This is a genomic window from Shewanella sp. HL-SH8 (assembly GCF_051165765.1).
In the GTDB taxonomy this organism is placed as follows: domain Bacteria; phylum Pseudomonadota; class Gammaproteobacteria; order Enterobacterales; family Shewanellaceae; genus Shewanella; species Shewanella glacialimarina.
Map to the genome: position 1 here is coordinate 2,521,777 of NZ_CP195039.1, position 23,020 is coordinate 2,544,796.

The window sequence follows — 23,020 nt, forward strand, 5'->3', positions numbered from 1 at the left end:
TCCCGATAAATGTTGCCACCGGTAGAGTTTGAAAGTTCTCAACTCAAAGTGTCTAGTTTGACTTGACCAGTAAAGATAATTTTTTGATGATAATATCTACAGTCGTTACTTTTGAATATTATTTGACTTGTGATGATGATAATCGTCTAGTTACTATGCAATGCTTTCTTTTTTGACTAACTCAAATCAAAAACATACTCATGGATTTTAAAAGATCAGCAGCTCAAATAGGTTAATAAAGCGCGCAGATTAAGATGTTGCATCGTTAAGGTGCAACAAAGCCATCACCGTAAATATAATGGTCAAATTCAAAAACCAACATCCAAGAGTCACGAAGTGAAACAAAACTCATTTGGTATGAGAAACCACAGATGTAGGGAGGTTATGGTAATACACAAATATCCTATTTAACATAATATACATTGTGCGCAGTTATATGAGGGTGTGGTGATAGTGGCTATTTGTGCCTAAGGCGCTTCTTCTGTGATTAAACTCAAATGGCCGTTGCAGTGCTCACATGCAATGAATAACGAATCGTATTGGTCATTGCATGACGGCTTATGACAATCATCATATTGTCGCAGGGGTTTATCTTGGACTTGCCCGTGACTAACTTTACTCGAGTGTTGAACCGCTACTGCGCCAGAATGTGAAACGATTTGTTGTGGCGCCCGTATAAAAGATTCAATGCTTTATCAGTATCATAAGTACGCTCAGCCATATTACAGCGCTGGAGAAAGGATATGAATGTGACTAAGACTACACCAAGACTTTGGCCTCGTTATTAGACTCCACTTGCGATGAATGACAACTGATGTTCTGACAATGAATTCTGTTCTGACAACACCACAGGCACAACTGCCAAATAATCTGTTTGCTTGCTTTATCTAAGCATTGAATGTCGGCGGCACATAGGTGACCTTCGTTAATCAACTGTGCAATTTTATGCTCACTTAAACCAATATTAACGTTTTTCATATTCATCCCCATCTGAGTCATTAATCTATTATATGTTTTTGAGAATGATTATCAAATGCATTTGTGTGACTTTGTAATAGTTTTGTTTTTAAATTCATTTTGTTTTATTAATTCATATCTGGTCTACACTTAATCTGAATTAAAAAATAGATTCATCTTCACAATTTTCACTAAGAGAGGTGAGCAAATGCTTTTTGATATTGGGAAGAAAAAACCTTTGTTTTCAGAAAGAACCAATAAAGACCAACCGCCATCGCTTCCACCTTGGAAAATTCTAATTGTTGACGATGAACCAGATATTCATTCAGTGACTAAACTGGCACTATCTCGGTTTAAGTTAGATGGGCGATCTCTGGTATTTATAAATGCTTACAGTGGGTTGCAAGCTAAGGAGTTGTTACAACAAGAAAATGATATTGCGATAGCATTTATCGATGTTGTGATGGAAAGTGATCATGCAGGATTAGAGTTAATTAAATGGATCCGTGAAGATTTTAATAATCGAACCATGAGGATTATTTTACGTACCGGACAACCTGGCCAGGCTCCAGAAGAAGATGTGATTGTTAATTACGATATCAATGACTATAAAGCAAAAGCTGAACTTGATGCCCGCAAGTTAATGACCAGCGTGTACTCTGCCCTGCGCTCTTATCGCGATATTATGGAAATTGAGCAAGCCAGAATATCCCAGGCACAACATCGCCAAGGTTTAGAAAGGGTTTTACAAGCAACATCTGGTTTATTTGAGCTACGTACCTTACACCGTTTTGCTGATGGATTATTGAATCAAGTGGCATCACTACTTAATTTAAGTAATGAGACTCTTTTGTTAACATGTAACGCAATTGATGCAATTAGTGGCCATGTTGACAGTAAAAGTTTTGAAATTCTTGCCGGTACGGGCCGCTTTCAAGGCTGTGATGAAACTGCATTACCAGAAGATATTATCTCGTTACTCAATAAAGCATTAGATGAGAGAAAATGCCTTTATGAAAATAATTGCTTCATTGGCTACTTTCCAACCAAGTCAAGTCAGTGGATTAATATTTTATACATGGATGGCATAGATAAAATTAGTGACCTTGATAAGAAACTTGTCGATATTTTTGCTATCAATGTGGGGGTGGCATTTGAGAACTTACTATTGAATCAAGAGGTAGAAGATACACAATCTGAGTTAATCCTGCGTCTTGGTGATGTGGTTGAAAGCCGCTCTAAAGAGGCCGCAAATCATGTTAAACGTATGGCTGAATATTGCTACGAGTTAGCACTATTGGCTGGATTATCACAAAGAGACGCAGATTTAATTAAACGCGCTTCCCCTATGCATGATGTTGGTAAAATTGCCACCCCAGATTACGTGCTGCTTAAACCCGGTAAATTGGATGGTGATGAATGGGATATTATGAAGCAACACCCTACTATTGGTTATCAAATTTTAGCTAATTCAGAGCGACCTATTTTAAAAGCCGCGGCAATTATATCCTTACAACATCATGAAAAATATGACGGTTCAGGTTACCCCCAAGGTATTTCAGGCACGGATATTCATATTTTTGCTAGAATTGTGGCTATTGCTGACGTGTTTGATGCATTAGCGCATAAACGGTGCTACAAGGAAGCCTGGCCTTTAGATGAGGTATTAGCAGAAATGAGAAAGAATTCTGCCAGCCATTTTGATCCAGGCTTATTAACCTTGTTTATTGATAACATAACAATATTTGAAAGTATAAAAACACATTGGTTAGATTGTTAATTAGCTGATTTTTGTTGCGCATCAGCAAGAAAATCGAACCAAACAGAACGAGAAACACCTTCATGTTCAAATGACACGTTTGCGCGCCAAATCATATAATTGCTGCTGCAAGAACCGTATATCAATTGAGCATCAAATGATTGAGAGTTGGTCTTTTGCAAAAAGACCGGAATAATACCCATAAACATATCACGTCCTTCCACTGTCATTTTGACATCTGTGACCGGGATTGAAAATTGTATTGAAAGATCTATTGGTGATTCACTTGGTGCATTTGGCTGTTTAAATGTTAGCTGAACTTCAATATTATCAACTTTCTGATTACAAGACCCCGTATAAAAGTCGCACAAACTGGTATCGGCTTTAAAAGATGATTCAACTTCAACTTTATTGGAGTCGCATGCTATTAAAAAACATAGTGAAAATAAAAAAATACCTAAAAGTGACTTCTCTAGCACAATATTTAACCTAATTATTCAAATTGATAACATTATCTTTCAGACATTGATCTAGATCAAGATTCTACACTCGAGTTAAGTTTCTTTTTTGATCTAGCTCAAGTATCATTGCACCACCACGCGTTTGATAGCTATTTCGCGTGTCAACACCTTGACAGTACTTGATAAACAAGACAGTAAGTCTTATTTAAGCAGATATTGTCTAATCAACCGGTAAAGTCTAACTTTGCCAATAAGTAATAAGCCGTGGAAGCATTATGATGAACCATTCCCAGTCTACAGGCGCTGATTACAATTACACTATTGTCCGCCAATTTGCCTTAACCACAGTTTTGTGGGGTATTGTTGGTATGTCAGTAGGTGTATTGATTGCTGCTCAGTTAATCTGGCCGCAACTGAACTTCGACACGCCTTGGTTAACGTATAGTCGTTTACGACCACTACACACCAATGCCGTAATTTTCGCGTTCGGTACTTCAGCTCTTTTCGCTACATCCTACTATGTTGTACAACGTACCTGTCAAACCCGTTTATTTGCGCCTAAATTAGCCGCATTTACTTTCTGGGGTTGGCAATTAATTATTCTATCTGCTGCGATAACATTACCTATGGGTTTCACCCAGGGTAAAGAGTATGCTGAATTAGAGTGGCCTATTGATATCGCGATTACCATTGTTTGGGTATCTTATGCGATAGTCTTTTTTGGCACTATTGTTAAAAGAACGACCTCGCACATTTATGTGGCGAACTGGTTCTTTGGCGCATTCATCATAACGGTTGCGGTGTTACACATTGTTAACTCAATGGCGGTTCCTGTGAGTCTGACTAAGTCATACTCAATTTACTCAGGAGCAGTAGATGCAATGGTGCAATGGTGGTATGGCCATAATGCGGTTGGTTTCTTATTAACAGCGGGTTTCCTTGGTATGATGTATTACTTCGTACCTAAGCAAGCTGGGCGTCCTGTTTATTCATATCGCTTATCAATCGTTCATTTTTGGGCTTTGATAGCATTGTATATTTGGGCCGGTCCTCACCACTTACATTACACCGCTTTACCTGACTGGACTCAGTCTTTAGGTATGGTGATGTCGTTAATTTTGTTCGCACCTTCTTGGGGCGGAATGATTAACGGTATTATGACGTTATCAGGCGCATGGCATAAACTGCGTACTGATCCCGTGCTTCGTTTCCTTGTTGTGTCATTGTCTTTCTATGGTATGTCTACCTTTGAAGGTCCAATGATGGCAATTAAAACCGTTAATGCGCTATCTCATTATACCGACTGGACTGTAGGTCACGTTCACTCTGGTGCATTGGGCTGGGTAGCAATGGTTTCTATCGGTTCTTTATATCATTTAATACCTGTGTTATTTAGCCACGGTCGTATGTACAGCACTAATTTAGTCAACGTGCATTTCTGGCTAGCAACAATTGGTACTGTGTTATATATCGTTTCTATGTGGATTTCTGGTGTGATGCAAGGTCTTATGTGGCGTGCAGTTAACTCTGACGGTACATTGACTTATAGCTTTGTTGAAAGCTTAGAAGCATCTTATCCTTTCTACTTCGTTCGCTTTATTGGTGGTGTATTCTTCTTAACAGGTATGTTCATTATGGCATACAACGTAATACGTACTGTTAAAGCACCTAAAGATTCATTGCCAGCACTTTCTGAAGCAAAAGCATAAGGAGCAGATACGATGAAATTTAGTCATGAGTTAATTGAAAAAAATGTCGGTTTGCTCGGTATATTTACTGTTATCGCCATTAGTTTTGGTGGTTTAGTGCAAATTACCCCGCTTATCTTTCAAAAAGATACCACTGAGCCAGTAGAAGGATTAATTCCTTATACTGCATTACAGATTGAAGGTCGCGATATATACGTTCGTGAAGGTTGTTATAACTGTCACAGCCAAATGATCCGTCCTTTACGTGCCGAAACTGAGCGTTACGGTCACTATTCTGTTGCTGGTGAATCTGTTTGGGATCACCCTTTCCAATGGGGTTCTAAACGTACAGGTCCTGATCTTGCACGTGTTGGTGGTCGTTATAGCGACAAATGGCATGAAGTGCATTTAATCAATCCTCGCGATGTGGTACCTCAGTCAAATATGCCAGGTTTTCCTTGGCTTATGGACAATATCTTAGACGGTAAGTTGACCCAGAAGAAAATGGAAATTTTAAGTAATTTTCATCCTGAAGATAAACTTTACACCGAAGAAGAACTGGCCGGTGCTCAAAAAGCGGTTGAAGGCAAAACAGAAATGGATGCACTAATCGCATACTTACAGTCTTTGGGTCACGCACTCAAGTAGGAGGTAATGATGGATTACGGCACTTTTCAAGGCATTTTAACCATTATTGTAATGGTGACGTTTGTGGGTATTTTTTTCTGGGCATACAGTAAGCACAGCAAGTCGAAATTTGACGAAGCGGCTAACTTAGTATTCGCAGATGATGAAAAACCAACAAAGTCGCAAGACTCAGGAGAGCAGAAGTAATGATTATGAGTAACTTCTGGAGTATTTGGATTACCGTACTCACACTAATCGTGATTGCAGGCTGTTTTTTCATCCTTCGTAAAATGTCGCAAAATAATACCGGCATTGAAGAAGGCGAATCAATGGGCCATAGTTTCGATGGTATTGAAGAGCTCAATAACCCACTACCTAAGTGGTGGGCTTATATGTTCTATATTACTATCGTTTTTGGTCTGATTTATTTAGCCATGTACCCAGGACTTGGTAACTATAAAGGCCTATTTGGCTGGACCAGTTCAAACCAAAGCATTGGTACAGAACAAGGTATAAAAATTGATTCTGCCGCTGCGTTGGAAGCTGCAAAAGCTGAAAACCGTTTATCTCAGTATGACCGTGAAGTGGCACATGCTGATGAAAAATACGGCCCAATTTTTGATGCCTATTTAGCGACACCTTTAGAAGAGCTAGTAAAAAATGAAGAAGCACTGAAAGTAGGTGGTCGTCTATTTTTACAAAACTGTTCGCAATGTCATGGTTCAGATGCCCGTGGTTCAAAGGGCTTCCCTAACCTTACAGATAAAGACTGGCTGTATGGCGGTGAATTAACAGACATTAAGACTACATTGATGAATGGTCGTAATGGCATGATGCCCCCTAAAGGTGGTTTACCCATTGAAGAAAGCGAGTTTAAAGGCTTAGCTGAATATGTGGTTAAGCTGTCTGGTGGTGAACATGATGAAACACTTGCTGCGCAAGGCCAAGGTTCATTTATGAAAGGCTGTTTTGCTTGTCATGGCATGGACGGTGGCGGTAATAAGTTCATCGGTGCGCCTAACTTAACTGACAATATTTGGTTATATGGTAGTAGTCGTGGTGATATTATTCATACGATACAATACGGTCGTGCTGGTGTGATGCCAGCATGGAAAGCCATATTAGGTGAAGAGAAAGTTCACGTAATTACTGCTTACGTATATAGTTTATCAAACAAATAGTTACATAACTGTAATAGTGAAGGCCTCGTCTCAAACGAGGCCTTTTTTTTAAGTGATAATTAAGCAGTTAACCTGTAAAATAGTCTTATAGAAATCAGACTAACTTAGGAATCCCCATGTCAGATATTCAACCCTGGTATAAGCAGTTTTGGCCTTGGTTTTTAATCATATTGCCACTTTGTGCCGTTGTTGCCAGCTTTAACTTATTGTATATCGCCTTAGATAACTCTGACTCATTAGTGGCAGAAGAATACTACAAAGAAGGTAAAGCCATTAACCAAGATTTACGTAAAATAAACCATGCAAAAAAAATTGGTATGCAGTATTTGGCGAAAATTAATGACAATATGATTGAGATAACCCAGCACGGAGGCCCCGCCTATACTGCTGCTTTGAGTATCAATTTTTATCACAGAACGCTTGAAACACAAGATATTGATTTAAAAGTGACTGCTGATGGTTCAGGTATTTATCGGATCCCGCTAGATGAGTCTATTATGGGCCCTTGGGAAATTCGTATTGAAGGTTTTGATGCTACATGGCGCATTCAGCAACGTATAGATATAACAGATAACGTTGAGTATTGGTTAAACTAACCCGAGCTGTGCCTAATGACATCATGTTTTCATTGTAATGAACCGGTTTTAACCGCAGATAAATTTACCACAATCATTGATGGGCAAGTACAACTAATGTGCTGCCCTGGTTGTCAGGCCGTTTCTCAAGCGATTATCGATGCAGGATTAACTAACTATTATCGATTTAGAAGTGAGCCAGGCAATAAGCAAAGTGCGCTCATTCCCGAGGGATTAAATCAATTCAGTGCTTATGATTTACCCGAAGTACAGCAGGATTTAGTACACCAACAGGGTACCCTTAAAAGCCTATCTTTATCTATTGATGGTATAACATGCGCTGCGTGTGCCTGGCTAATTGAGCATAAAGTTAAAACCTTATCAGGTGTTGCCAGCATTAATGTTAACTCAACCACTCAACGCGCCATAGTAACTTGGCATGCTGACGATGTTGAGTTAAGTCACATACTAAAACAAATCAGCGACATTGGTTATCAGGCGGCACCTTATCAAGTTGATGACCAAGAAAAACTCAGTAAAGCAGAAAGCAGAAAATTTTTGCTGCGTTTAGGTTTAGCGGGTTTTGCAACCATGCAGGTCATGATGTTTGCCCTCGCCTTATATTCAGGCTATTTTTCAGCTTTAGATGTGGAACTTAGGGATTACTTTCGCTGGGTAAGCATGATATTTGCTGCACCGGTAGTATTTTACTCTGCACAGCCTTTTTATTTTAGCGCCATTCGCAGCCTACTTTTAGGTAGGTTGAACATGGATTTATCTGTGTCTATTGCTATTGCCGGTGCTTATATAGCAAGTTGTATTGCAACGGTTAATGGTAATGGCGAAGTGTATTTTGAATCCGTCTCTATGTTTACTTTCTTTTTGTTATTGGGGCGCTACTTCGAGCAGCAAGCAAAACAAAAAGCATCTGTTAGCTCAAGTAACTTACATAAGCTGGTACCTGTCACTGCACATGTTATGCAAGATGGACAAGCAATAGAGGTTGCAGCAAAAAGACTTAAAGTGGGCGATATTATATTAGTCCGCCCTGGCGATATTGTTGCGGCAGACGGTATCATTACTAAAGGTTTATCAAGTCTTAATGAATCTATGCTCACAGGTGAGCAAATGCCGGTGTTAAAGCAAGCTAATCAGCAGGTTTATGCAGGAACAATAAATGTTGACCAGCCAATTGAAGTTGAAGTGACTGCATTAGGCCAAGATCAATTAGTTGCTGAAATTATTCGATTACAAGAGTTTGCCTCTAATAATAAGCCTAACATTGCCTTATTAGCAGATAGATTAGCCCGCTATTTTTCGGCCACTATTTTAACTATTGCTACCCTCACCTATTTTATTTGGCTACAAATTTCGCCTGAAGATGCATTTTGGGTGACCCTATCTGTTTTAGTGGCTACTTGCCCATGTGCACTTGCGCTCGCCACGCCAACAGCAGTGACCTGTGCCACAGCAATTTTTACTAAATTAGGCATTATTACTCGAAAGTCCGGTGTATTTGAAAAACTGCCTAACATCAATCATGTTGTATTTGATAAAACAGGCACATTGACATGCGGTAAACTGTCGCTGGGCTCTGTGCAATTATTTGCAGATATTGATCAAAGCAGTGCCTTATCTTTAGCGGCTACATTAGAGCAAGGTTCATTGCACCCTATTGCGCAGGTGTTTATCCCTTACCACGATATTAATCAGGTTATTGATGACATACGTCATGAAGTAGGCCAAGGTGTACAAGGGTATTTAAAAGGTAAGCTCGTTAAGTTAGGGTCATTAGCTTTTTGTTTACAAGAAACTGAACATCTGCCTAATCATAAAAGTGTTGAGCATCAACATGTGTATTTAAGTATTGCTAATGTGTTAGTGGCGTCATTTGAATTAAACGATGACATTAGGCCTGACAGTCAAAAAGTGATTCAAACGTTAAAAGATCAATCTATTGGGATAAGTATGGCGACAGGAGACAGTTCAGGTCATGCTAACTTCTTAGCCAAGCGGCTTAGTATTACTGATGTGCACTCAGGACTGAGCCCACAATCAAAGCTAGATTTAATTAACCAGTTACAACAAACCAAGCAAGTTGCCATGTTTGGTGATGGAATAAATGATGCTCCGGTTTTAGCTGGAGCGAATATTTCGGTTGCAATGGGAAGTGGCAGCGCAATAGCCAAAAACAGTGCCGATCTAATCTTGCTTGGCGACCACCTCTCCCGTTTCAATGACGCTATTACAGTATCAAAATATACCAATCGAATTATTAAACAAAACTTAGCGTGGGCTTTTGGGTATAATGTGATTATTTTACCGCTTGCGGTCACTGGACATGTGGTGCCTTATATTGCCGCTATCGGTATGTCGGTAAGTTCTATCATTGTTGTTAGTAACAGTTTACGACTGCTAAGGCTTAAATTATGACTATTATTTATGTATTAATCCCGATTGCGATGGTATTTGTATTAATCGCAGTGGGTGTATTTTTCTGGGCCGTTAAAAGTGAACAATTTGATGATCTGGACAGACAAAGTGTATCGATTTTATTTGATGATGATAATCAGCAACAAGCTAAACAGCTCTCACATTCCGATAACGCCAAACATAAAGACAGTGATGAAAAACCAGAGACTCCTTTGTGATTGAATTTAACTTTGTTGGTGCATTTCTAGTTGGTTTAATGGGCGCGGCACATTGCTTTGGCATGTGTGGTGGCTTGATAGGCGCCTTTTCAGCTAATCTTCCTAATCGTGCAGGTAATCAGCTGGCGAATCAATTAAGTTTTTTGCTGAGTTATAATCTTGGCCGCATCACAAGCTATACCATTGCAGGAAGTATTGTCGGCGGTAGCACTGCAGCACTTGGCGCAATGTTTGCGGTCGACGACTACCTTTTATATTTGCGCTTTTTTGCCGGTATTATGATGATTATTACCGGTTTATACATTGCTCAAATTTGGTTTGGTATTGTTTATATTGAAAAAATAGGTAAAGGTTTATGGGCGGTAATACAACCTTTAACAAAGAGGGTTCTACCTATTCAGCACCCTAGCCAAGCCATACTTGCGGGTATGGTTTGGGGCTGGTTACCCTGTGGTTTAGTTTACAGTACGTTGACTTGGTCAGTGGCTTCAGGCAGTGCACTTCAAGGTGGGCTTATTATGCTAGCTTTTGGCTTAGGCACCCTACCTGCATTGTTAACTGCAGGACTTGCAGCAAAAAAGTTAGCAAATTGGGTACAGAGAAAATCGGTAAGAATCATAAGTGGCTTATTACTGATTGGTTTTGGTTTACAGACTATCTACGCCGCTATTTATCAACTTTAGTGGCTGGCCAATTTGATTTAGTTTACCATGATAATGTTGATATGATTTAGGAACCATTATGCCAAGTGATCAAAACAAAGTTCGCCGTCCAAATTCTGGAGGTAATGCTATTCATTGTCATGACTGTAGCATGTCGACACTTTGCATTCCTTTCACATTGAATGATTCAGAACTCGATAAACTGGATAATATTATCGAACGTAAAAAACCGGTTCAAAAAGGCGACCAAATTTTTAAATCCGGCGACAACTTACGGGCGCTATACGCTATTCGCTCCGGTACAATTAAAAGCTATACCATTACCGAACAAGGTGATGAACAAATTACCGGTTTTCATCTAGCGGGTGACGTTATTGGGTTTGATGGCATTCACTCGCAAATTCATCAAAGTTTTGCTCAAGCATTAGAAACATCTATGGTATGCGAAATTCCTTACGATACCTTAGATGAACTGTCAGGTGTTATGCCCAAATTACGCCAACAAATTATGCGTTTAATGAGCAGTGAAATCATGAGCGATCAAGAAATGATTTTATTGTTATCCAAGAAAAATGCTGAAGAACGTCTTGCTGCCTTTATTAATAATTTAGCCAATCGTTTTGGTAGTCGTGGTTTTTCACCTAAAGAATTTAGACTCACCATGACTCGTGGTGATATTGGTAATTATCTTGGTTTAACGGTTGAAACCATAAGCCGTTTATTAGGCCGTTTTCAAAAATCCGGTCTCATTGAAGTTAATGGTAAATACATTTCAATAGTGGATCATCAAGCATTAGGATTGCTGGCAGGACATGCGCGGATCGCCACTTAATGATGATTATTTGATCTAGTTCAAGTTATGTTAATGAGTAAAAGGTGATACTAATATATATTACTAACTCACTAAATTTAAAGGCTTTGGAGGTTATATGAAGGAATATAAAAAAATACTGGTTATTATTAACCCTACAACAGACCATCAAGCAGCACTAGACAGAGCCATTGAGCTAGCCTCAAAAAGCCAAGCTAAGATTACCGCTTTCTTATCTATTTTTGATTTCTCCTACGAAATGACTTCAATACTGTCAGCCCAAGAGAGAGAAGCCATGCGACAAGGTGTTATTGACCAACGGACCGCATGGTTAAATGAGCTAATTTTACAAACAAACAATCCTGATATTATTGATTGTCAGGTTGTTTGGCATAACCGCCCTTTCGAATCTGTCATTAATCATGCTATTGCTGGGGATTACGACTTAATTGTTAAAAGCACACACGCACATGACAAACTGAAGGCGGTTATTTTTACCCCGACAGATTGGCATCTTATGCGTAAAGCCCCGCAACCGGTATTAATGGTAAAAGAACACGCTTGGCCAGTTGCAGGAAAAATCCTCTGTGCCGTTAATGTCGCATCAGAAGATGAAGATCAGCAAAATTTAAACGGCAAGATTATCCGTTATGCACAAGACTTAGCGGTTAAGTTTTCCGCCGAAGTTCATCTGGTCAATGGCTATCCCGGTACGCCGGTTAACCTTGCTATTGAACTACCAGACTTTGATGCCAATGCCTATAACGACAGTGTTAGAGTCCAGCATGAAGAACGTGTTCGCTATATTGCCCAAGAATACAATATTGATTATGAAAATTGTCATGTTGAAGAAGGATTACCAGAGGATGTTATTCCAGAACTTGCTGAAAAACTGGATGCTGAATTAGTTATTTTAGGCACAGTTGGCCGTACTGGTTTTTCAGCCGCATTAATAGGTAATACTGCTGAACATGTTATTGATAGCTTAAATTGTGATTTATTAGCGCTCAAACCCGACGGTTACAAATCACCTTTAGCTGAATAACTCAGGCTATCTTTGAGTTCTACTTTACCCAGTAAGATATTACTGGAATAATACGCGCCCTGAAACACACAGTTACTGGGCGCATTTTTATGTCTGAAGTAGAACAACTCGATCAAGTTAAACAAAATATCACCCGTATGACCAAGCTGGAAAAACGCTTACGTAGCGAAGTTGGTAGTGCAATTGCCGACTACAACATGATTGAAGATGGTGATTTAGTTATGTGCTGCTTATCTGGCGGTAAAGACAGTTATGCCATGCTTGATATCTTAATTAAGCTTCAGAAACGAGCGCCAATTTCATTCAATATTGTTGCCGTCAATCTTGACCAAAAACAGCCCGGTTACCCAGAGCATGTTTTACCTGCCTACTTAGATAAACTAGGCATTGCATATCATATCCTAGAAAAAGACACCTACTCTATCGTTAAAGATAAAATTCCTGAAGGTAAAACCACTTGTTCATTATGTTCTCGACTACGTCGCGGTACTTTGTATGGTTTTGCCCAGCGTATTGGCGCGACTAAAATTGCCTTGGGACATCATAGGGACGACATAATAGAAACATTATTTTTAAATATGTTCTATGGTGGAAGAATGAAAGCAATGCCACCTAAGTTACTTTCTGATGACGGTGCTAACATGGTGATTAGACCTTTGGCGTACAGTCGTGAAAAAGATATCGCGGAATATGCAACTTTAAAAGAGTTTCCAATTATTCCGTGTAATCTATGTGGCTCACAGGAAAACTTAAAGCGCGGTGCGATAAAAGATATGCTTAACCTTTGGGATAAACAGTATCCAGGTAGAATTGAAACTATCTTTACCGCTATGCAAAATACTGCGCCGTCCCAAGGTGTTGATCGCGACCAATTTGATTTTTTAAGTTTACAACGCGATGCTGACGCCCCATTAAAAGGGGATGTTGCTGAGTCTGACTTACCCGCGTTTGATTTTCTAGATATTAGCAACAATGGGCATATCGATCTTGATGCTGCACAGCGCATTGATATTGTGACGACATTTAAACCATAAAAAATATTCACTTAATAAAAAGCCCTGTGAGTTCAGGGCTTTTTGTTTTTCTGATCAATTTTGCGTGCAATGATAGTCAGCTATATTCCATTGAACTGGCAATTCAATTCGGCATCTATAAAAATAGTTAAGTCACTTTTCAAAATTAATTAACCCAGGGGCTCACTACGCTTGGCTTTTCTGAAAATGTTAAATGTATCAAGGATGCAATCTTTTCACTGCTTAAGGTAAAGTGTTCATTGATCTGCTGAGTTTCGCCGTTCAACGTCATAATGATGGGTTTATCATTTGCAAACTCAAATGTTAAACCAGACAGTGGTTTTCTAAAGTACTTCATTGGAAAACCTTGTAAAGAATCAAGCAGACCATTCATGTCATTTAACACTAATTGCAATTGATTATTGCGATATTCGCTAAGTGCTTCACGTGCTCTAACCTGCATTGCTATACCGCACTGACTAGAGTCACCCTGCACTTCAATATTAATTAGGCCGCGATTTGACTTTAAATCTTCATTGAATGGAATATATATACGCTGCTCTTGAGTATACGTTAGCGGAAATGATTGCGACTCAGTAGTAATATTTCCTGAAATAATTTTACAATTATCTGATTTTGGAACACTAAATGCTAATTCAACATTCGGATAACTGCCTTTATTAACCCGCTTAAGTGGATTATAAAAACTATTATATTCTAACGAAACGGTGTCTGACATCACATTAAAGGCACTAAATGAACATAATGTGATCCCCAAAACAACTAACTTGCGCAACAACATATCAATAATCCTGTTTGGACAATAAACACCTATCAAATATGGTATAAAACACATGTTTATAGCGTGTCTTGTCGTAATGTATAATACAATCAATGAAAGCTTATTCTATCACACTCAATTGGTTAATTTCTCATGGAAAGAGACAAGTAATTATATGTTAAATCAACGTTTATCAAGCTATAACAAAGTCGTTGCTATCGGTGGCGGTCATGGATTGGGTCGCGTCCTTGCCTCGTTATCTTTTTTAGGTAATCGATTAACCGGCATTGTTGCCACAACAGATAATGGTGGTTCTACAGGACGTTTAAGACAAGACCAACAGACTATTGCATGGGGCGACTTACGAAATTGTCTGTCTCATTTAACCCCTCGCCCTTCATTAAGTGCCTGTCTTTTTGATCACCGTTTTACCGGCACTAATGAATTAAGTGGTCATAACTTAGGTAATGTTATTTTGCATGCCCTTGACCAACTTTGTGTTCGACCATTAGATGCGGTCAATTTAGTGCGTACCATACTTAAGATAAATACCTCTATTATTCCTATGTCCGAAGCCTCTACTCATTTAACGGCAATAATGGGTTGTGGTAAAAAGGTCATTGGAGAGCTTAATGTAGATGAAATGATAGAGGCACCTGTAGCATTAAGTTTAGAGCCGCAAGTTGAGGCTACCATTGAAGCATGCTTAGCCATTAAAGATGCTGATTTGATTATTCTCGGGCCTGGGAGCTTTTTGACCAGTATTCTGCCCCCCTTATTACTGCCAAAAGTTACGGAATATATTAGAGCATCGCAGGCTAAAGTCATCTTTATTGATAATTTAACGGATGAATATTCGGTAGCAAATCAATTTAGTATTGAAGAGAAAATTGGTTGGGTTAATCAAATTGTAGGCAAGGATATCATCAGTGATGTGATCCAACATTGTGATATAAAATCACCTGCTGTTACCACTAAAGTCTGTTCAGGCACTAAGGTTAACTTTCATCAGTTTAGTTTAGTCAGTTCACATCACAAAGGTTTACACGATAAACTAGCTTTAGGTGATGCTATTTGTAGTGTTAGTAGATTTAAAGCATTAAAAAGGACTGCTTAGCAGTCCCTTTCGTTTCATAACCCTATCGCGAAATTATTGGGTGTTATAAAACTTGTGCAATGGCTCGACATACTGAAGGCATGTTATCTTTGGTCAGTCCCGCAACACTGATACGACCCGAACCCACAATATAAATAGCAAATTCTTCACGTAGTCGATTGACTTGTTCTTTGCTTAAACCTGAAAAGCTAAACATACCATTTTGACGTGAAATAAAGCTAAAGTCCTGGGTCACCCCTTCAGCCTTTAAGCTCTCAACAAATAGTAGACGCATTTCTCCAATACGCACTCTCATCGCAGTTAACTCACTTTCCCACTCTTGACGTAAGTCAGCATCGGTCAAAATAGTACTAACGATCAAACCACCGTGTGCAGGAGGGTTTGAATAGTTTGCACGAATAGTTCTTTTAATTTGGCTAAAACTGCGAGCTGCAGTAGCTTGATCCTGCGCGACTAATGTCACAGCACCAATACGTTCATTATACAATCCAAAGTTCTTTGAAAATGAATTAGCCACTAGTAACTCTGGCACAACAGCAGCAACGGCACGTAAGCCTTGCGCATCTTCCTCAATACCAGTACCAAAACCTTGGTATGCAAAATCAAATAAAGGTAATAATTCTTGTTCAAGACAAAGCTGCGCTATGACTTTCCACTGTTCAATGTTTAAATCAATACCTGTTGGGTTGTGACAACAACCGTGTAATAAAACGATGTCACCTTGTGCTGCTTCAGATAAGTCAGCAACCATAGCATCAAAATCCATGTCATGGGTTTCAGCTACATAATATTGATATTGCTTAACCGTCAAGCCGGCTGTTTCGAAAATATTTTGATGATTTGCCCAGGTTGGATTACTGACCCAAATGGTTTTAGATGTGGTGTTAGTTGATAAAAATTCAGCAGCAACACGTAATGCGCCTGTTCCACCCGGTGCTTGAGCGGTAACAACACGGTTATTAGTAACAAGTGAGCTGTTTTCACCAAACAATAATGTTTGCACTACTTTGTTGTAAGCCTCTACACCTTCTATTCCAAGGTAGTTTTTACTTTTCTCTACTTCTAAAAGCTTAGCTTCTGCTTTTTTTACCGATGTGAGTACAGGGGTTTGACCAGCCTCATCTTTATAAATACCGACACCTAAGTTAACCTTATGGGCACGAGGGTCAGCTTTAAATGCATCGGTTAAACCTAAGATGGGATCAGCAGGAGCTTGGGATACTTGAGAGAAAATCATTACAACATTCCTAAAATAGTGACTTACATGATTGAGTACTGATTCGAGTACTGGGTGGTTTCGATATTTATACCACTGCTGTTCAGATCTGAGTAGTGAGATTTTTGAATGTTGAGATAAAAAACACACTTAAATGTGAATGCAGCAAAATAATGGTTAATTATTGCTAAATATGAAATCAATATGGCATATCAATATTATAGTTGAATCAAAGCCGCTTTTAAAAAACACCCCTGCTATTACAATAAACTTTGCAATGGGCATAAAAAAAGCCTCATCGTTTGATGAGGCTTTCTCTAATTTGGCGGAGCGGACGGGACTCGAACCCGCGACCCCCGGCGTGACAGGCCGGTATTCTAACCAACTGAACTACCGCTCCAAATTCTTTTTAATCTAACGTTGAGAATAATAAAGTTGTCTGTTTATGCCGTCAATAGATATTTATAACATTTTAATTTGATTAGCTAAAAAATAACCAATTAGTTTTTATCATCTGGTATCGTCAAATCAATATCATCGAGATCTAAATCTAAACTATCATCTTTTTTCTTTTTGCCAGTTTCAAGCTCTTCTTGCTGTAATCTAACCTCTGCAGCAGCTAACGCTTTTGAAAGAGCCTGCTTTTTACGCCAGATAATAAAGCCTATGATCCCGAGAAAAAACAATACCCCGTTTATCACTGCTATTAAAAAAACAGCATCTTCTTTAGCCTTTTCTTCTTCTGCCCTTGCGATAACAGCCGCTTTCTCGGCTAACTCTTCCGCACTTGGCGGTGGTGGCGGTGGCTCAACCAGATTAAAAAACATTTCAGGGATATTGAGCAGTATTTCTCGCCCACGAATAGTAGTACTCGCCACAGTTCCTTTTACACGGTAACTACCAAACGCTGAAACTGAAGGCAGAGGTAACATATATTCAGGTGTTGGCACTCCCATTAATACCACGGGCACATGCAAACCAGCAGGACCAACAAGCTCAAATTGAATATGGGTTTGAGACAATAAGACTTCGGCTTCATTGACCAAAACCTCTAAATACCAGGTTCCCGTTAGTGGATCTTCTGGAGCAACCATTTTTACGTTTACAGGCTGCTTAGACAGTAAAAAAGGCATACTATATTCACGTTCAAATATGTTGTTTCTCGCTGTAACACTTAATACATAATGGCCTGACGGTTGTTCTAGGTTAGTACTGCCAGTAAAAATGCCATCATCAGGTCGTTCATCTAAGTCTTCACCATTGTCTTTATATGCTCCAACTATAATAGTACCAGTGGCAAAATTATCATCAGTGGGTAAATGTTGGCTAGTAAACTTTGATGTCCACTCAATCATAAACTCTAAACCTGGCATCCGCATGGTTAAATCATCAGCGGTTAATCGTGCAAGGACTTTTAATCGCTCACCTTGGTATAAAGGTTGCGGCAATGGTTCAACATCAATGTTAATTTTGGATACTTTTTCAATAGTTGAACCGGGTAAAACATCACCAAGTAATTGCCATGGACCTGGCGTTGGATTAGCTATTGAAATGATATCGCCAGTAATGCCATCTACCCATTTTACGGATTCAGGGTGTCTAGATGAGTACCATTTACTGCCATCTGGCTGCACGATAACCACGGGGGATGATCCATAATTACGTTGAACAATTAACGTAACCTGGTCAACTTTATGATCGATTCTGAACCTATTTTTCAGTTCCATCGCATAGGGTGCGGGCACATAATTACTCATTGTGGTTGAATTAGCGACAGCCGCATAGCTGCCTGTTGAAATAGACCAACAAAAGCTAGCAAGTATCGTTAACGTGTAAACACCCATTGATTTCATTAAGTGAATTATCCTCTCCAGAGGCATTTTCCTGATTTAGCAACTAAATCAAGTCTTTGTTCATGTAATATTATCTCATCGGCCGATGCGCGGATCACTTTAAGATTAAACGCATTTTGATCAATTCTTTTAATACCACCGGCCTCTTGTCCTGCTTTTTCACTGGATAAATTAAACTTGATCTGACCACCAGTCATAATCAAATAAACATCCGCTAAAATTTCAGCATCAAGTAATGCGCCATGATAGGTACGACGAGTATTATCAATACCATAACGGCGACAAAGCGCATCTAGATTGTTTTTCTGACCTGGGTGTAAACGCTTAGCTATCGCTAACGAGTCGAGGATTTGACAGATATCTTTGGTTTTAGGACCGACTGGATTAAGTTTAGAAAACTCATGATCCATAAAGCTGACATCAAAGTTTGCGTTATGCGCAACAATTTCAGCTCCATCAATAAAGTTAATAAAATCCTGCGCTATTTGATGAAATCTAGGCTCACCCGCAACACGTTCATCGGTTATGCCGTGAACTTGAATGGCTTCGGGATCGATAGCTTGCCCGGGGTTAATATACTGATGATATATACGTCCCGTTAAGCGGCGGTTTATCACCTCAACACAGCCTATTTCTATGATCCTGTGACCAATGTAAATTGGGCCGCCAGCTTGATTCATGCCGGTTGTTTCTGTATCGAGAATAATTTGTCGTGGTGCTGAAGAAATGATATTCATTTATTTAGTCATCTTAAGGTTATGAGTATACTAGCGCCAAAATGTTACTTAAAAGCAAGTGTATCAATTCAATGACTGAACTAAAACAACTTCATATTTATACCGATGGCTCTTGCCTTGGCAATCCAGGTCCTGGCGGTTATGGTGTCGTGATGATCTATAAGCAAAAGCAAAAAGAATTGTCTGCCGGATTTGAACTTACCACCAATAATAGGATGGAATTATTAGCGCCAATTGTAGCCTTAGAGTCACTTTTTGATGCTTGTAACATTATTTTGATAAGTGATAGTCAATATATGCGTAAAGGGATCACTCAGTGGATCCATGGCTGGAAGAAAAAAATTGGAAAACCTCAGCTAACGAACCAGTTAAAAATGTCGATTTATGGAAGCGTCTTGACGCTGCCAGTGAAAAACACAAAATTGACTGGCGTTGGGTGAAAGGACATTCTGGCCAAATTGAAAACGAGCGATGTGATGACTTAGCCCGAAATGCTGCTATGGGTAAAAATCTACAAAAAGATATTCATTATCAAGCCAGTTAACATCAACCCGCTATTTAACTCTTAATCCAGAGCGCCCAGCAGAAGGCGCGGTGGACCAATTAGGGGCTTTAATCTTTTGTTTATCGCGTATAGGTGTATAGGGTGAGTCAAGTTTTCGCGCCACAATCAAATACATACCTCCAGTACTAGGCAACCAGTTTTGAAGTCGGTTATGCCAGCCGAATTTACTAGGGTATAGGGTCAACAAATGGTGATACACCAAACGATCATCGGTTAATACTTGATAACCCAATAAGCCTAACCAATCTTTCACTCTTGATGGCATATAGAAATGACCACTCCAGGGCAATTGAGATTGATACTTTGGCATTAATTTACCAAAAAAAGCAGGACTAATAGGATTAAAGCCTGCGATGATAACATATCCTCCCGAGACAATTACCCTGTCCACTTCCCTGAGAATTTGATATGGGTCGGACTCATATTCAAGTAAGGCCGTCATGAGTACCGCATCAATACAATTTTGTTGTATGGGTAAGTGTTTTGGGCTGGCATTAATCGAAGCTTTTGGGTCTTGGTAAACACTAAAATGATAGTTTATTTGGCAATGCAGGCTGTTAATAGCAGAGCTTAAAGGACCTAACTTCAATAAATGATAGCCAAATAGCCTTGGCCACCAGGCTTTAAGGGCTAAATTGATTTCAGATTCAATGTAATCACCGCATGCAAAATCCTGCCAAATCATGGGTGTTGTTGCGTCATTAACATCTGATCCATCTAGCAAATTGAACTCCTAAAAAGCGCATATTATTGAACAAAGTCGCTGATATGTTTACTCTATCAAAACGAATGATGAAACTCGAGAATGATAATGTATCAAATCCACCGTATTGCCGCCTTTAATGATAATTATATTTGGTTAATTCAATATAACTCAAACCATGCATATGTTGTTGATCCTGGTTGTGGCCAAACTGTGATTGATTATCTTACAGCAAACAACATTCAGTTGGCCGGCATACTCATTACTCATCACCACCATGATCATACTGGTGGTATCAGATTATTACAAAGCTATTATCAAGATAAATTAACCGTTTTCGGCCCCTATAATGAGTCAATTACAGGATTGACTCAGCCGATAGAATTGACAGAACATCAAACTGATATACTACACATTAAAGATTGGAATACAGATATAAAGGTCATTAGTGTTCCCGGACACACTCGAGGACATATCGCCTATATTATGGATGATAATTTATTTTGTGGTGACACATTATTTAGCGGCGGATGCGGCCGATTGTTTGAGGGAACTGCACAGCAGATGTCACTTTCGCTGTCTATCTTGTCTCAATTACCAGATGCGACAAAAGTGTTTTGTGCCCACGAATATACCTTATCAAATCTGACTTTTGCTACTGTTGTCATGCCTGATAATCAGGTTTTACAAGATTACGTCTGTGAAGTTAACGCATTGAGAAATGATAATAAACCCACAATTCCAAGCAGTATTGGTTTAGAAAAGCGAGTTAATCCTTTTCTTCAATGCGATGACCTTGCCGTTAAAACAGCTGTTGAATCACATTTAAATGAAAAACTTAATGATGAAATTCAAGTATTTAAAAACCTAAGGCTATGGAAAGATAACTTTTAATCCTATATAAACAGAGTTTAATAAGACATTAAATATATTTTCTTTTACAATGTTTAATTCGGCTTTTCTTGACTGAGAAAAACTATCTCAAAAAACTAGAATATAATTGTATCAAATCAAGGTGTTGTGCCTTTATTTCAGGATATTTATTTAATGAAAACAAAGTTAACATTGCTTGCAGCTAGTATTATATTAGTTATAGGCTGTCAATCAGTAAAGCATGATATAGATACCGATCCTGTTATCAAAACCGCTTTAGTAAAAGTTCCTACCAAAACAAGCCAGCAACCTACTTCAATAGAAGACATTGAAGATGATTTAGCCCAAGCCAATGATGTTTGGCAGCGTATTCGAGATGGCATGCAACTGCGCATTGCTGATAAAGAGTTAGTTGAGTATTACCGTCAAAAATTTATCGAAAATCCACAGCATTTAGAAGTGGTGACACAACGGGCAGAACCTTTTCTGTTCTTCATTCTAGAAGAAATTGAAAAGCGAAATTTACCCACAGAACTCGCCCTGTTACCCATTATTGAAAGCGCATTCGACCCTTCTGCAACATCAAGCAGTGATGCATCAGGACTATGGCAATTAACATTACCTACCGCAGCAGCTTTTAAAGTAAAAACCAATTGGTGGTATGACGGTCGGCGTGATATCCGGGCATCGACAATCGCAGCTTTAGACTTATTAGAATACCTTTATGCCAAAATGGATAACAATTGGATTTATGCACTTGCTGCCTATAATTCAGGCGAAGGACGAGTGCTAAACGCGATAAAGCGAAATAAAAATCAAGGGACTGAAACAAACTTTTGGATGTTAAAACTACCAAAAGAGACTGCACATTATGTCCCACAATTATTAGCACTCGCTGATATAGTAAAAAACTCATCTGAGTTAGGTATTCACTTGGCGGCAATTGAAAATAAGCCGCGTATTGAAATGGTGAATATTGAAAGCCAACTAGACTTAAACTTAGCGGCCGAAATGGCTAATATTTCAGTCGAAGATCTTAAGCTTCTCAATCCTGGGTTAACACGATGGGCCACAGCACCAGAAGGGCCACATTACCTAACGATCCCAATTGATAATGCCCAAAGCTTTAAGCGCTCACTTGCGTCTTTGGACCCAAATTCACGTATTAACTGGGTACGCTATAAGATTAAACCCGGTGACAGTATCAGCGAAATTGCCGATCAATTTGAGACATCCCCCACCCTGATACGTAGCAGTAATGGTATTAAAGGTAATAATATTACCGCGGGAAGATTTTTGATTATACCGATAGCAACTAAAGATGCAGATATAGAAAGTTTACATGCTGATCAACAGCTTGCACGCAAACCTGTAGTCAAATCAAGTACTAAAGGTCAATCATATTTGGTAAAATCAGGTGATAACCTTTGGAATATAGCAAAAAAGAATAGTATTACAGTGGCCCAGATAACCAAGTGGAATAAACTTACTAAAGATCAATCCCTTAAAATAGGTCAAAACTTAATTTTTTATCCTAATGAAATAGCGCAAACAAACGGTTTATCTGAGAAAGTGGTCAATTATAGAGTTAAATCCGGCGATTCACTTGCCCGTATTGCAGCAACCTATAAAGTTACCGTTGCTGATTTAATTGAATGGAATAGCTTGCAGAAAAACAAATATTTACAGCCGGGTCAAATGTTAAAACTGCTAATAGCTAATAGCTAATATCTGTTTTAAATTAT

General features: G+C 39.0%; 22 protein-coding genes, 1 tRNA gene and 1 pseudogene. 16 read left to right on the plus strand and 8 right to left on the minus strand.

Annotated features, from left to right (window positions below; all coding sequences use genetic code 11):
- Nucleotides 1-759: 759 nt before the first annotated feature.
- Nucleotides 760-978, minus strand: coding sequence for a hypothetical protein (locus ACRWQN_RS11085; RefSeq protein WP_434937749.1), 219 nt, complete (start codon nt 976-978; stop codon nt 760-762).
- 187 nt (nt 979-1,165) lie between these two features.
- Between ACRWQN_RS11085 and ACRWQN_RS11090 the strand changes: the two genes are divergently transcribed.
- Complete coding sequence (locus ACRWQN_RS11090) at nt 1,166-2,737, plus strand: DUF3369 domain-containing protein (protein ID WP_434937751.1); 1,572 nt, start codon at nt 1,166-1,168, stop codon at nt 2,735-2,737.
- On the opposite strand, the gene ACRWQN_RS11095 is transcribed toward ACRWQN_RS11090, so the two are convergent.
- A complete protein-coding gene (locus tag ACRWQN_RS11095; protein ID WP_434937753.1) occupies nt 2,734-3,195 on the minus strand; it encodes a hypothetical protein in 462 nt (153 codons plus the stop codon). The genes ACRWQN_RS11090 and ACRWQN_RS11095 overlap by 4 nt on opposite strands.
- Nucleotides 3,196-3,452: 257 nt before the next feature.
- Between ACRWQN_RS11095 and ccoN the strand changes: the two genes are divergently transcribed.
- The 11 genes from ccoN to ttcA all read left to right on the plus strand — a co-directional run bounded on the left by ccoN (nt 3,453) and on the right by ttcA (nt 13,451).
- The gene (ccoN, locus tag ACRWQN_RS11100) at nt 3,453-4,886 is read left to right on the plus strand and encodes a cytochrome-c oxidase, cbb3-type subunit I (RefSeq protein ID WP_226415778.1); all 1,434 of its coding nucleotides are present in this window, start codon (nt 3,453-3,455) and stop codon (nt 4,884-4,886) included.
- Nucleotides 4,887-4,898: 12 nt separating this feature from the next.
- Nucleotides 4,899-5,513, plus strand: coding sequence for a cytochrome-c oxidase, cbb3-type subunit II (gene ccoO, locus ACRWQN_RS11105; RefSeq protein WP_226415776.1), 615 nt, complete (start codon nt 4,899-4,901; stop codon nt 5,511-5,513).
- A 9-nt stretch (nt 5,514-5,522) separates the two neighbouring features.
- Complete coding sequence (locus tag ACRWQN_RS11110) at nt 5,523-5,699, plus strand: cbb3-type cytochrome oxidase subunit 3 (RefSeq protein ID WP_226415775.1); 177 nt, start codon at nt 5,523-5,525, stop codon at nt 5,697-5,699.
- A 5-nt stretch (nt 5,700-5,704) separates the two neighbouring features.
- Nucleotides 5,705-6,673, plus strand: a complete 969-nt coding sequence (gene ccoP, locus ACRWQN_RS11115) for a cytochrome-c oxidase, cbb3-type subunit III (protein ID WP_434937755.1) — start codon at nt 5,705-5,707, stop codon at nt 6,671-6,673.
- Between the two features lie 116 nt (nt 6,674-6,789).
- A complete protein-coding gene (locus ACRWQN_RS11120; protein WP_434931869.1) occupies nt 6,790-7,269 on the plus strand; it encodes a FixH family protein in 480 nt (159 codons plus the stop codon).
- Nucleotides 7,270-7,284: 15 nt separating this feature from the next.
- Nucleotides 7,285-9,681, plus strand: a complete 2,397-nt coding sequence (locus ACRWQN_RS11125; protein ID WP_434937757.1) for a heavy metal translocating P-type ATPase — start codon at nt 7,285-7,287, stop codon at nt 9,679-9,681.
- Nucleotides 9,678-9,899 (plus strand): cbb3-type cytochrome oxidase assembly protein CcoS, encoded by a 222-nt coding sequence (gene ccoS, locus ACRWQN_RS11130; protein ID WP_434926153.1) that lies wholly within the window; start codon nt 9,678-9,680, stop codon nt 9,897-9,899. The genes ACRWQN_RS11125 and ccoS overlap by 4 nt, the downstream gene beginning before the upstream one ends.
- The gene (locus tag ACRWQN_RS11135; protein ID WP_434937759.1) at nt 9,896-10,582 is read left to right on the plus strand and encodes a sulfite exporter TauE/SafE family protein; all 687 of its coding nucleotides are present in this window, start codon (nt 9,896-9,898) and stop codon (nt 10,580-10,582) included. The genes ccoS and ACRWQN_RS11135 overlap by 4 nt, the downstream gene beginning before the upstream one ends.
- Nucleotides 10,583-10,640: 58 nt before the next feature.
- On the plus strand, nt 10,641-11,393 hold the full coding sequence (gene etrA, locus ACRWQN_RS11140) for an electron transport transcriptional regulator EtrA (protein WP_434926155.1): 753 nt from the start codon (nt 10,641-10,643) through the stop codon (nt 11,391-11,393).
- A 97-nt stretch (nt 11,394-11,490) separates the two neighbouring features.
- The gene (gene uspE / locus ACRWQN_RS11145) at nt 11,491-12,417 is read left to right on the plus strand and encodes a universal stress protein UspE (RefSeq protein WP_434931867.1); all 927 of its coding nucleotides are present in this window, start codon (nt 11,491-11,493) and stop codon (nt 12,415-12,417) included.
- An 89-nt stretch (nt 12,418-12,506) separates the two neighbouring features.
- The gene (ttcA, locus tag ACRWQN_RS11150; RefSeq protein WP_434926157.1) at nt 12,507-13,451 is read left to right on the plus strand and encodes a tRNA 2-thiocytidine(32) synthetase TtcA; all 945 of its coding nucleotides are present in this window, start codon (nt 12,507-12,509) and stop codon (nt 13,449-13,451) included.
- 145 nt (nt 13,452-13,596) lie between these two features.
- Here the strand turns inward: ttcA and ACRWQN_RS11155 are convergent, their stop codons facing one another.
- Entirely contained in the window at nt 13,597-14,232 is a 636-nt protein-coding gene (locus tag ACRWQN_RS11155) for a DUF2987 domain-containing protein (protein ID WP_434926158.1), read from the minus strand.
- A gap of 154 nt (nt 14,233-14,386) precedes the next feature.
- On the opposite strand from ACRWQN_RS11155, the gene yvcK reads away from it, so the two are divergent.
- The gene (gene yvcK / locus ACRWQN_RS11160) at nt 14,387-15,328 is read left to right on the plus strand and encodes a uridine diphosphate-N-acetylglucosamine-binding protein YvcK (protein ID WP_434937761.1); all 942 of its coding nucleotides are present in this window, start codon (nt 14,387-14,389) and stop codon (nt 15,326-15,328) included.
- 43 nt (nt 15,329-15,371) lie between these two features.
- Here the strand turns inward: yvcK and ACRWQN_RS11165 are convergent, their stop codons facing one another.
- The 4 genes from ACRWQN_RS11165 to dnaQ form a co-directional block, all read right to left on the minus strand.
- Complete coding sequence (locus ACRWQN_RS11165) at nt 15,372-16,565, minus strand: amino acid aminotransferase (protein ID WP_434926160.1); 1,194 nt, start codon at nt 16,563-16,565, stop codon at nt 15,372-15,374.
- A 302-nt stretch (nt 16,566-16,867) separates the two neighbouring features.
- Nucleotides 16,868-16,944, minus strand: a tRNA-Asp gene (locus tag ACRWQN_RS11170).
- Nucleotides 16,945-17,044: 100 nt separating this feature from the next.
- A complete protein-coding gene (locus ACRWQN_RS11175; RefSeq protein WP_434937763.1) occupies nt 17,045-18,424 on the minus strand; it encodes a TIGR03503 family protein in 1,380 nt (459 codons plus the stop codon).
- Nucleotides 18,406-19,134 (minus strand): DNA polymerase III subunit epsilon, encoded by a 729-nt coding sequence (gene dnaQ, locus ACRWQN_RS11180; RefSeq protein WP_434931863.1) that lies wholly within the window; start codon nt 19,132-19,134, stop codon nt 18,406-18,408. The genes ACRWQN_RS11175 and dnaQ overlap by 19 nt, the downstream gene beginning before the upstream one ends.
- Before the next feature lie 71 nt (nt 19,135-19,205).
- On the opposite strand from dnaQ, the pseudogene rnhA reads away from it, so the two are divergent.
- Nucleotides 19,206-19,678 (plus strand): annotated as a pseudogene (gene rnhA, locus ACRWQN_RS11185) (ribonuclease HI).
- A 10-nt stretch (nt 19,679-19,688) separates the two neighbouring features.
- Here rnhA and ACRWQN_RS11190 read toward each other — a convergent pair.
- Nucleotides 19,689-20,384, minus strand: a complete 696-nt coding sequence (locus ACRWQN_RS11190; RefSeq protein WP_434940642.1) for a class I SAM-dependent methyltransferase — start codon at nt 20,382-20,384, stop codon at nt 19,689-19,691.
- A gap of 126 nt (nt 20,385-20,510) precedes the next feature.
- Here ACRWQN_RS11190 and gloB point away from each other — a divergent pair, with 126 nt between their 5' ends.
- Both gloB and ACRWQN_RS11200 read left to right on the plus strand, forming a co-directional pair.
- Entirely contained in the window at nt 20,511-21,296 is a 786-nt protein-coding gene (gloB, locus tag ACRWQN_RS11195) for a hydroxyacylglutathione hydrolase (protein WP_434940643.1), read from the plus strand.
- A gap of 153 nt (nt 21,297-21,449) precedes the next feature.
- Nucleotides 21,450-23,003, plus strand: coding sequence for a LysM peptidoglycan-binding domain-containing protein (locus tag ACRWQN_RS11200; protein ID WP_434937765.1), 1,554 nt, complete (start codon nt 21,450-21,452; stop codon nt 23,001-23,003).
- Nucleotides 23,004-23,020: the final 17 nt, after the last annotated feature.

Coding starts and splice junctions, on each gene's coding strand:
- ccoO (WP_226415776.1), top strand. CDS start 4,899: ATGAAATTTAGTCATGAGTTAATTGAAAAAAATGTCGGTTTGCTCGGT.
- ACRWQN_RS11110 (WP_226415775.1), top strand. CDS start 5,523: ATGGATTACGGCACTTTTCAAGGCATTTTAACCATTATTGTAATGGTG.
- ACRWQN_RS11155 (WP_434926158.1), bottom strand. CDS start 14,232: ATGTTGTTGCGCAAGTTAGTTGTTTTGGGGATCACATTATGTTCATTT.
- ACRWQN_RS11120 (WP_434931869.1), top strand. CDS start 6,790: ATGTCAGATATTCAACCCTGGTATAAGCAGTTTTGGCCTTGGTTTTTA.
- ccoN (WP_226415778.1), top strand. CDS start 3,453: ATGATGAACCATTCCCAGTCTACAGGCGCTGATTACAATTACACTATT.
- ACRWQN_RS11085 (WP_434937749.1), bottom strand. CDS start 978: ATGAAAAACGTTAATATTGGTTTAAGTGAGCATAAAATTGCACAGTTG.
- uspE (WP_434931867.1), top strand. CDS start 11,491: ATGAAGGAATATAAAAAAATACTGGTTATTATTAACCCTACAACAGAC.
- ACRWQN_RS11090 (WP_434937751.1), top strand. CDS start 1,166: ATGCTTTTTGATATTGGGAAGAAAAAACCTTTGTTTTCAGAAAGAACC.
- ttcA (WP_434926157.1), top strand. CDS start 12,507: ATGTCTGAAGTAGAACAACTCGATCAAGTTAAACAAAATATCACCCGT.
- yvcK (WP_434937761.1), top strand. CDS start 14,387: ATGTTAAATCAACGTTTATCAAGCTATAACAAAGTCGTTGCTATCGGT.
- ACRWQN_RS11175 (WP_434937763.1), bottom strand. CDS start 18,424: ATGCCTCTGGAGAGGATAATTCACTTAATGAAATCAATGGGTGTTTAC.
- ACRWQN_RS11165 (WP_434926160.1), bottom strand. CDS start 16,565: ATGATTTTCTCTCAAGTATCCCAAGCTCCTGCTGATCCCATCTTAGGT.
- ACRWQN_RS11200 (WP_434937765.1), top strand. CDS start 21,450: ATGAAAACAAAGTTAACATTGCTTGCAGCTAGTATTATATTAGTTATA.
- etrA (WP_434926155.1), top strand. CDS start 10,641: ATGCCAAGTGATCAAAACAAAGTTCGCCGTCCAAATTCTGGAGGTAAT.
- ccoP (WP_434937755.1), top strand. CDS start 5,705: ATGAGTAACTTCTGGAGTATTTGGATTACCGTACTCACACTAATCGTG.
- ccoS (WP_434926153.1), top strand. CDS start 9,678: ATGACTATTATTTATGTATTAATCCCGATTGCGATGGTATTTGTATTA.
- ACRWQN_RS11125 (WP_434937757.1), top strand. CDS start 7,285: ATGACATCATGTTTTCATTGTAATGAACCGGTTTTAACCGCAGATAAA.
- ACRWQN_RS11190 (WP_434940642.1), bottom strand. CDS start 20,384: ATGATTTGGCAGGATTTTGCATGCGGTGATTACATTGAATCTGAAATC.
- gloB (WP_434940643.1), top strand. CDS start 20,511: ATGTATCAAATCCACCGTATTGCCGCCTTTAATGATAATTATATTTGG.
- dnaQ (WP_434931863.1), bottom strand. CDS start 19,134: ATGAATATCATTTCTTCAGCACCACGACAAATTATTCTCGATACAGAA.